Consider the following 7,902-nt stretch of genomic DNA (forward strand, 5'->3'; position numbering starts at 1 on the left):
GGTTGTCAGACCATGCTTAGAACTGCCTATTGGGGTTTCATTTTGCTTTGTGTCGCGCCGATCCTACCTGGGTTGGCGGGAGTCTTGATCTCAGCCTCAGGCTATCTACCCGTACTTGGGCATCACCACGTATCTTGGCAGGGTTTTAGTCAAGTTTGGCAATGGCAAGGCGTTGAATACGCCTTGCTCCTTTCTGTTACTTCGACCCTATTCAGCACTTATCTTGCCCTCTTGATGAGCTTCGCCATTTTGCAGCGATTTTGGTTTCATCCTCGCTGGAAGCGCATAGAAAACAGTTTATCTATCCTGCTTGCCTTACCCCATGTGGCCTTCGCGATCGGTTTTGCTTTTTTGTTTGCCTCGACCGGTTGGTTGGCTCGTCTGCTCTATTATGGCTTCGAACTCCGTGACAACTCGCAGGAGATGACGTGGTTGGTGCACGACCCTTACGCCATCGGCCTTACTATCGCTCTGGCGCTAAAGGAAGTGCCATTTATTCTGTTGATCAGCTTGCCCATTTTACAGCAGTTGAATTTAACCAAGATGAAAATGCTCAGTGCTTCACTGGGTTATTCGGAGCCACAAATGTGGTGGAAGATTGTTTTCCCGCAGTGGCTGCGCAAAATCCGCTTTACTTTGTTTGCCGTCGCCGCATACGCCATTTCCGTGGTCGATTTCAGCTTAGTGTTAGGGCCGACCACTCCCCCGACGTTTTCAGTCCTAGTTTGGCAGTGGTTTAATGAACCCGATTTGAACCTACTCCCCAGAGCCGCCTCTGGTGCGGTAGTGCTATTACTTCTCGCAAGCATGGTTTTAGTGGCGATCGTTGCGCTTGAGTGGTTATTCACTCGCGGCTATCGCGCGTGGCAATCTTCCGGTCGCTCTCACTTTCCTTTGCCTCACAAAAGCATACTCACGCTCTTGTTCACCATTTCAGGAGCCATGATTCCGCTCACATTGATTTGGAGTTTGGCACAGCGCTGGCGCTTCCCAGACCTCTTCCCAACCCAATGGACGGGACAATTTTGGTATGACGAGTGGCCGAATGTTCTGCACAACATGGAAACCAGCGTTTTGCTTGCCCTTGGCTCCGGTAGTTTAGCGTTATTGTTGGGCATCCTTGCCCAAGAGTATCGGCTGCACACTCAACGGGCGATCCCGGTTTACATCATCGCGTTACCTATGTTGCTGCCCCAGCTCTCCTTGTTGTTCGGTATTCAAGTTTTGACTCTGCTGATGGCTTCTCAAGCCTATACTTGGTGGGTGGTATGGGCACACACATTTTTTGCATTTCCCTTAGTTTACTTAGCCTTAAGTGGCCCTTGGCAAAGCTACAATTCGAATTTCTCAAAGATTGCGCGCAGTTTGGGTAAGAGCGAATGGCAAATTTTCTGGAAAATCAAATTGCCATTGCTGTTTCCTGCCCTGCTTTATGCGTGGGCCGTCGGGATCAGTGTCAGTTTGGCGCAGTATCTCCCCACCTTGATGCTCGGCGGCGGACGCTTAACCACTATCACAACAGAGGCCGTTGCCCTTTCTAGCGGTTACGATCGTCGAGTGACAGCCATTTACGCCCTCTGCCAAGCACTCCTGCCTTTTGTGTTCTTTTCAATAGCTCTGCTACTCGGACGCATGCAAATTCACCGCTACCGAGCAGCACAATTGACAACGGTATTTCATGATATTTTCTCTCGAAAACCTCGCCATCCATAAACAAGATGGCCACTGCCTTTTGGCAGAGTTTAATTTGACTATCGCAGAAGGCGAGATTGTGAGCCTAATGGGCCCTAGTGGCTGCGGCAAATCCACCTTACTGAGCGTGATTGCGGGTCATCTCGCCACGGATTTTACGTTTCAAGGTTCGATGAAACTTGGGGATATGCAGCTCAATACCTTACCGGCTCATCAACGCCAAGTAGGCATGCTTTTTCAAGAAGATTGGCTTTTTCCACACCTCAATGTGTGGGAAAACTTAGCGTTTGCGTTGCCGAATTCGATTAAAGGCGAACAACGTAAGAAAAACGCTTATGCCGCTTTAACGAAAATTGCCCTCTCTGAGCTGGCTTGCTCGTTTCCCGAACAGATTTCTGGTGGCCAACGGGCACGGATCAGTTTGATGCGCATGCTGCTCGCCGAGCCCAAATTAGTCCTGCTGGATGAACCCTTCAGTAAATTAGATAAAGCCTTACGCAGCCAATTTCGAGATTGGGTTTTCAATCAACTGACCAGCGCAGGGATCCCAACACTCATGGTCACTCATGACCATGAGGATGTGCCAGTGGGCAGTCGTGTCATTGAATGGCCCGTCATTGAGCAAGAAACAGAGGTAAACCATGCTTGATCACTACGCGATAAAAATCATTCGCTGGCCACTTCATCAAGCCGCAGAATTGCTCGATGAAGCGGGCGTCACCGCCAATCAAACCACGATATTTGGCTTTGTGATTGGGGCGTTATCATTACCTGCGCTTGCGATGCAGCAATACTGGCTCGCCTTGTTATTGATTGTGGTTAATAGGCTCTGCGATGGACTGGATGGTGCCCTCGCGCGCCGCCAAGGGCTGACAGATGCGGGAGGATTTCTCGATATTAGCCTCGACTTTCTGTTCTACTCTTTAGTGCCGTTTGGCTTTGTCCTCGCGAACCCAGAACATAACGCGGTCGCGGGCGCTTTCTTGATTTTTGCCTTTATCGGGACGGGTAGTAGCTTTCTTGCTTTTGCAGTCATGGCCAGTAAGCGTAACATCACCAATCCGGTGTATCAGCACAAATCCTTGTATTACATGAGCGGACTCACCGAAGGCACGGAAACCATCGCCTGCTTCATGTTGATGTGTTTATTGCCTCACTCTTTTTCAACCCTAGCTTGGCTGTTTGGTGCTGCCTGTTGGTTTACTACGGCAACACGCATCTATTACGGTTTTCAAACCTTGCAACACGTCGAACAAGGGTAAAGTTCGCGCCCTCACGTGAGTTGATCGATACGTTGAGGGCAAAATGAGAACGCTCGCCTACTCTTTCACCCCCACTTTCAGCGTTGGCCAGGGCAAATCCCAAGGTGATAGCCAATTTTCAATCCCTTGATTCACCGCTTCTTCGTGCCATTTTTGACCTAAGTGTGAAAACTGGCGCGGATCGCACAGCCATTGGTAAACCTCACCTTGATAGGTAAAACGCAAGGCAAAAGCGTGCAAATAACCGCGATCTGACTTATCCGTCGTATTGTAAATAGGATCCCCCACAATCGCAGAACCAATCGATTTTAACGCTACGCGAATTTGGTGGGTTTTTCCGGTATGGGGCTTACACAAAAACAAGCGCTCCCCCGGTGCTGCGGTCGCGGAGAAAAATTGCGTGATCGCCGGATTTTCTTGCGAGCTCAACAACTTCCATGATGAGCGACGTGAGCGCTCCATATCTCCGCAGATCAAACCTTGTTTTTTCTTCGGCTTTTTACTGCCAATCGCCAGATAGAATTTTTCAACCTTGCGCTTAGCAAAGCCTTGCGAAAGTTCACTGGCCGAGGTGGCATTTCTTGCCAACAACAAAATCCCTGACGTCATCTTATCCAACCGATGCACCAAGTAGAGCTGGTCATCCCCTGTTTGCGTCGCCACTTCTTGCAGCAACATGGTATCGCCATCATCTTTATGGACCGATACGTTGGGGTGTTTATTGATAAGCAGAAAATCAGGATGGGTAAACAGAATATCAAACATAAATACGCCTCACATTACAGGACACATTATGTACTTTCTTGACACAAAAGAAAAATGCGCTTTTTATCAAAATTTAACAAAATAGATATAGCATTTATCTAGTCAGATACTTAATGATCAATAAATAAATCTAAACCAAAGGAATACAATGATACTTTTAACTAGCACTTGGGGTTGTCTACTTAAAGATTGGATACGCAAAGAAAATATTAATAATGAAGTTGTGGAAACACAGCTTTCCCTTTGGAAAACCATGGGTAAAATCCCTCTTAATGAATGGATCTCCCTAGCTGAAAAAACACGAGAAATACATAAAGTATCGGCAGCTGCTGGAATAGAAATAGGCAGTTGTATATCCCCCTATCATGCTGGAATTCTAGGCTATTTAGCAACATTCTGCGAATCTGTTGAAAAAGCAATCACTTACTACGTTAAGTATGAAAAACTCTTCCAAACTGATGTATGTGCAAGTTTTTTTGTTGATGAAGAAAAAGGTGAGGTAGAATTAAGTTGGCCAGGAAAATTGACAAACCTTTTGTATGAAGAATGCTCGGCTTCCGCATTATTTACATTCATTAATAACTATTTAGATTATCCATTGCAATTAAGTAGCATTGATTTTTCATTCCATGGCTCTACAGAAGCAAAAAGTATATGTGAACGTTTTTTTTCTTGTGAAATAAACTATAACAGCCCCAGATATGCACTTCGTACAAAAATAGAAGAAATAAGAAGACCGCTATCCTCAAGTGATATTAATTTGCTCTATTACTTAGAAAAGCAAGCTATGTATATTATGCAACAGCAGCCCTCAATCAGCTTCCTAGATACATTAAGAATACGAATTAAAGATTTATTAAAAAACGGTGACATCAACTTGGATAAATTATGCCAAGAAATATCACTTTCACCTCGTACTTTTCAGCGTAGACTAAATGCCTATAATACAAATTGGAAAGACTTAGTTGATCAAGTTAGATCCGAACTTGCTAATGAGTACATTAAAGACCCATCAATTAGTTTTACCAAACTAACAAGTTTACTTGGCTATAGTGAGCAAAGCTCTTTCAATCGAGCTTTTTATCGTTGGTTTAAAAAAACACCATCAGAATATCGAGTTTCAATAAGATAAGCGCCTAAAAATTACATATTAATATCTTGAACTGTAGCATAAGACTAAATCATTTTGTCATTGATCGATTTTAATATGGTCTCAAATGACAAATTTTTGTCCGGTATTGTCAATACATGACTATAGATACCCTGTAGATTGATTCATGCTCTTAAGTTTATGAGTCGTTGAGCATATTAACTATGCTCATGTTTTTTGAATCGATTAAAAGGTATAAAAATGAAAATTTTAAATTTATCACTCATTATATTAAGTTTAATATCTATAGAATCTTATGCAGCAGGTCTTTCTCCCGGCACGGTATTAGACGAAAAACATCAAGCCAAAACACATCGCCTCGTTGAAAATTTCGTACAAACACGCAAGAGTGACGGCTATCTTACATTGGTAGGTGGAGAGATCATCGGTAATACCAACAATAAGTTTGAGGTCAACGTCGGCCCACATAATACCAATATTGGTTCTGTTATAGGTAGTATAGACCTTAGCTTTAATCCTAAGGATGTCGAGTGTGCTCGTGGAGTCTATTTTTCGTTGAGCGTAGGTAATGATATACCATTTTCTCTTAATCCAACCTGTGATGCTTTATTTCATGGCGCTATTAAGCAAAGTTTTAGCCACAAAGTCGCGAGTATCGAAGTCCCCTTACCTGAGATTCCAATCGATCCAGCAGGTATATTTCGTCTCGGTGCAAAAATCGGTGCGGTGCTCAATGTTGGTACAGACTTAGAAGCAGGGCTAAAATTGGATGAAAATTCCAAACCTATTAATGTATATGCTAGTATAAGACCTTATATTTCAGGAAATGCCAATGTTAAAGGTTATGCAAAAATAGATACCATTATAAAAAGCATTGAAAAAGGAGCCCAAGGAAATTTAACCTTAATCAATGCTGGTACAAAAGCTTATGTAGAGACTGGATTAACTGAAAATGATAAATTTGAAATTAATGCCCCTCTTCAGTCATCTAATCTTTCAAAAGATTATCGACTTTATACTCGATTAAAATGGGATACTAGCGTAAAAGGCGGTAACGGGAGCATTGGCTTATATTGTGATATTAAACTATTTGGATTGGCCAGTATTTTTCATGCAAAAACTGATTTAGTAAGCTGGTCTCCAATCTATAACATAGAAAATACAATTTACGACAAAACCTCTTACCTTTAATCCCATAATTTAATTTATAGGCGCTAAATATAACCCAAAAGTATTTGGAGTTGTCACTGAACGACGAGGCAAAGTCATTCCCACAAGGGTATGATTATTTCATCTTATTATAGTGAATAAAATTTAGCCAGCATTGCTCAATTTAGCGCCTTTACTATGAGTAAAATATATGAAGAAAATAATCATTCTCTATACCATAGGATTACTTGTTTCACTAATTTTCAGTTATTATTTTTTCTTTAATAATCACAACCAAGAAAAACATCAACAAGGTTTATATTATACAGAGTCTTACGATTCAGTGACAAAAAATAAAAAGGCCGATGAAAATGCATACAAAACATATGATGTAAAATTAACCAGCACTCTCATAAATGGTACAGAAAAAATTAACCAGCAACTTGATAACTTCAAAATGAAGTTGCATTTCTCAGATGGAATTATTCAAGATGGAACCGTTTATGACATTACTACATCAGAAACCTCAGATGAAATACCAATCTATTTACCGTTCACATACAAATATAAAAATGGATTATTTCAAGACATTTCACTACTTGACTTATCACCAGATCACAAACTAAATTTAATACAAACAATTCTTAATGATTTTTCTTATTCCACTTCTACAGATGAAGTTGTATTGAACTCAGCCTATATGGAAAGAAAATACATATATAATAAAAATGTTAAGCAAGTAACCAGAAAAAAAATCATAGTGACTGACCATAACGATAACTCAGATATATTGAATGAACATGAAAACTGGTTGCTTAATCTAAATAATGATGGCACACCTAGAGACTTAGCGAGTTACTTTTATAAAGAAATTAATTTTGAAAATGAAAGATTAAAAATCGAACAAGAAACATCAATAAAACAAATTTCAAATGAAAATATTTTAAAAACTCCTTTTTTAATACACTCAAATGCTTATTTAAAAACAAAGAAAAACAACCATTTGCAAAATGATGAAGAATTTTATATCAACGAATCAAACTTTAACACTTCCTTAGTTGAATTTGATAATCAACCTGACCTTGAAACTGCATTTTATCTTGGTCAATATCTTGCTCAACAAGGCAGCAAATTTATAAAACAACTACTCATGGATGAAAAAACAAGTGACAGTCTCCACTCAAGTATTATTTTTGCTTTAGAGCGTTCAAAATCTGTAGAAGCTGAAAATATTCTAGCTGAACTAGCACAGGATCACTCTCTAGCAGAGAATGACAGACTTAGAGCAATTATATCAATTTCTAAAATGGGTGAAACAAATTCGTCAAATGCACTGTTAACATTACAATCTTTACTCAATGATGAAAATCTTTTAATTGCCAATACTGCCATGCTGAACATCGGTATTCTCGGCACACAAACAGAGCAACTAGGTGAAGAAGTTACAAACATCCTTAAGCATGCCTTAGAAAATACTCAGGATAAATATTTTACTTTATCGGCCATTTATAACTTGAAGACAGACCAGCTAACCGATGATGTGTCTGCTTACATTAATAGTGCTCATCCAGAAGAGCGAAAGCTAGCTGCTAAGATTCTGGCTAGAAATACTCCGTCAGTTACAAAATTAATTGAACAACTGTCGATTGAAAAAAACCCAACGGTTATTAATACGATTACAGAGTCACTTATACAAAATCAAGAGATAAAGCTGACACAAGCACAAGCAAACCTAGTAAAGGAAAAGATTCTTCAGGAAAGTGTAAACTCCATTATTGGTTTGAGTTATCTTAAGTTATTCATGAAAGCTACAGCATATAACGAAGAGAATGTTTCTTTTATTGAACGCTTAAAAAGCGACCATTCATTATCTGAAGATACAAGAAACTTGATAACTCAATGGATTGAAAATAATTAAACTAC

Annotated in this window: 7 protein-coding genes; 6 read left to right on the forward strand and 1 reads right to left on the reverse strand. The window is 40.5% G+C overall.

All coding sequences use genetic code 11. The features are described 5' to 3' along the window. Positions 1-12: 12 nt before the first annotated feature. The 3 genes from GOU96_RS10590 to GOU96_RS10600 are packed head-to-tail and all read left to right on the forward strand — an operon-like array spanning position 13 to position 2,954. A complete protein-coding gene (locus GOU96_RS10590; protein WP_267782086.1) occupies positions 13-1,713 on the forward strand; it encodes an ABC transporter permease in 1,701 nt (566 codons plus the stop codon). Further along, the gene (locus tag GOU96_RS10595; RefSeq protein ID WP_324701960.1) at positions 1,679-2,341 is read left to right on the forward strand and encodes an ATP-binding cassette domain-containing protein; all 663 of its coding nucleotides are present in this window, start codon (positions 1,679-1,681) and stop codon (positions 2,339-2,341) included. The genes GOU96_RS10590 and GOU96_RS10595 overlap by 35 nt, the downstream gene beginning before the upstream one ends. After that, positions 2,334-2,954, forward strand: a complete 621-nt coding sequence (locus GOU96_RS10600) for a CDP-alcohol phosphatidyltransferase family protein (protein WP_267781578.1) — start codon at positions 2,334-2,336, stop codon at positions 2,952-2,954. The genes GOU96_RS10595 and GOU96_RS10600 overlap by 8 nt, the downstream gene beginning before the upstream one ends. 57 nt (positions 2,955-3,011) lie before the next feature. Here the strand turns inward: GOU96_RS10600 and GOU96_RS10605 are convergent, their stop codons facing one another. Continuing rightward, positions 3,012-3,719 (reverse strand): TIGR01621 family pseudouridine synthase, encoded by a 708-nt coding sequence (locus GOU96_RS10605; protein ID WP_258503503.1) that lies wholly within the window; start codon positions 3,717-3,719, stop codon positions 3,012-3,014. A gap of 148 nt (positions 3,720-3,867) precedes the next feature. On the opposite strand from GOU96_RS10605, the gene GOU96_RS10610 reads away from it, so the two are divergent. The 3 genes from GOU96_RS10610 (at position 3,868) to GOU96_RS10620 (ending at position 7,897) form a co-directional block, all read left to right on the forward strand. Beyond that, entirely contained in the window at positions 3,868-4,851 is a 984-nt protein-coding gene (locus GOU96_RS10610; protein WP_267781576.1) for an AraC family transcriptional regulator, read from the forward strand. 219 nt (positions 4,852-5,070) lie between these two features. Then, the gene (locus GOU96_RS10615; RefSeq protein WP_258503498.1) at positions 5,071-6,021 is read left to right on the forward strand and encodes a hypothetical protein; all 951 of its coding nucleotides are present in this window, start codon (positions 5,071-5,073) and stop codon (positions 6,019-6,021) included. Between the two features lie 169 nt (positions 6,022-6,190). After that, positions 6,191-7,897 carry a HEAT repeat domain-containing protein gene (locus GOU96_RS10620; protein ID WP_267781574.1) on the forward strand — a complete coding sequence of 569 codons (1,707 nt, stop codon included), beginning with the start codon at positions 6,191-6,193 and terminating at the stop codon, positions 7,895-7,897. Positions 7,898-7,902: the final 5 nt, after the last annotated feature.

Origin of the sequence: Vibrio sp. R-1 (assembly GCF_035615595.1) — a bacterium.
Taxonomy (GTDB): Bacteria; Pseudomonadota; Gammaproteobacteria; order Enterobacterales; family Vibrionaceae; genus Vibrio; species Vibrio cholerae.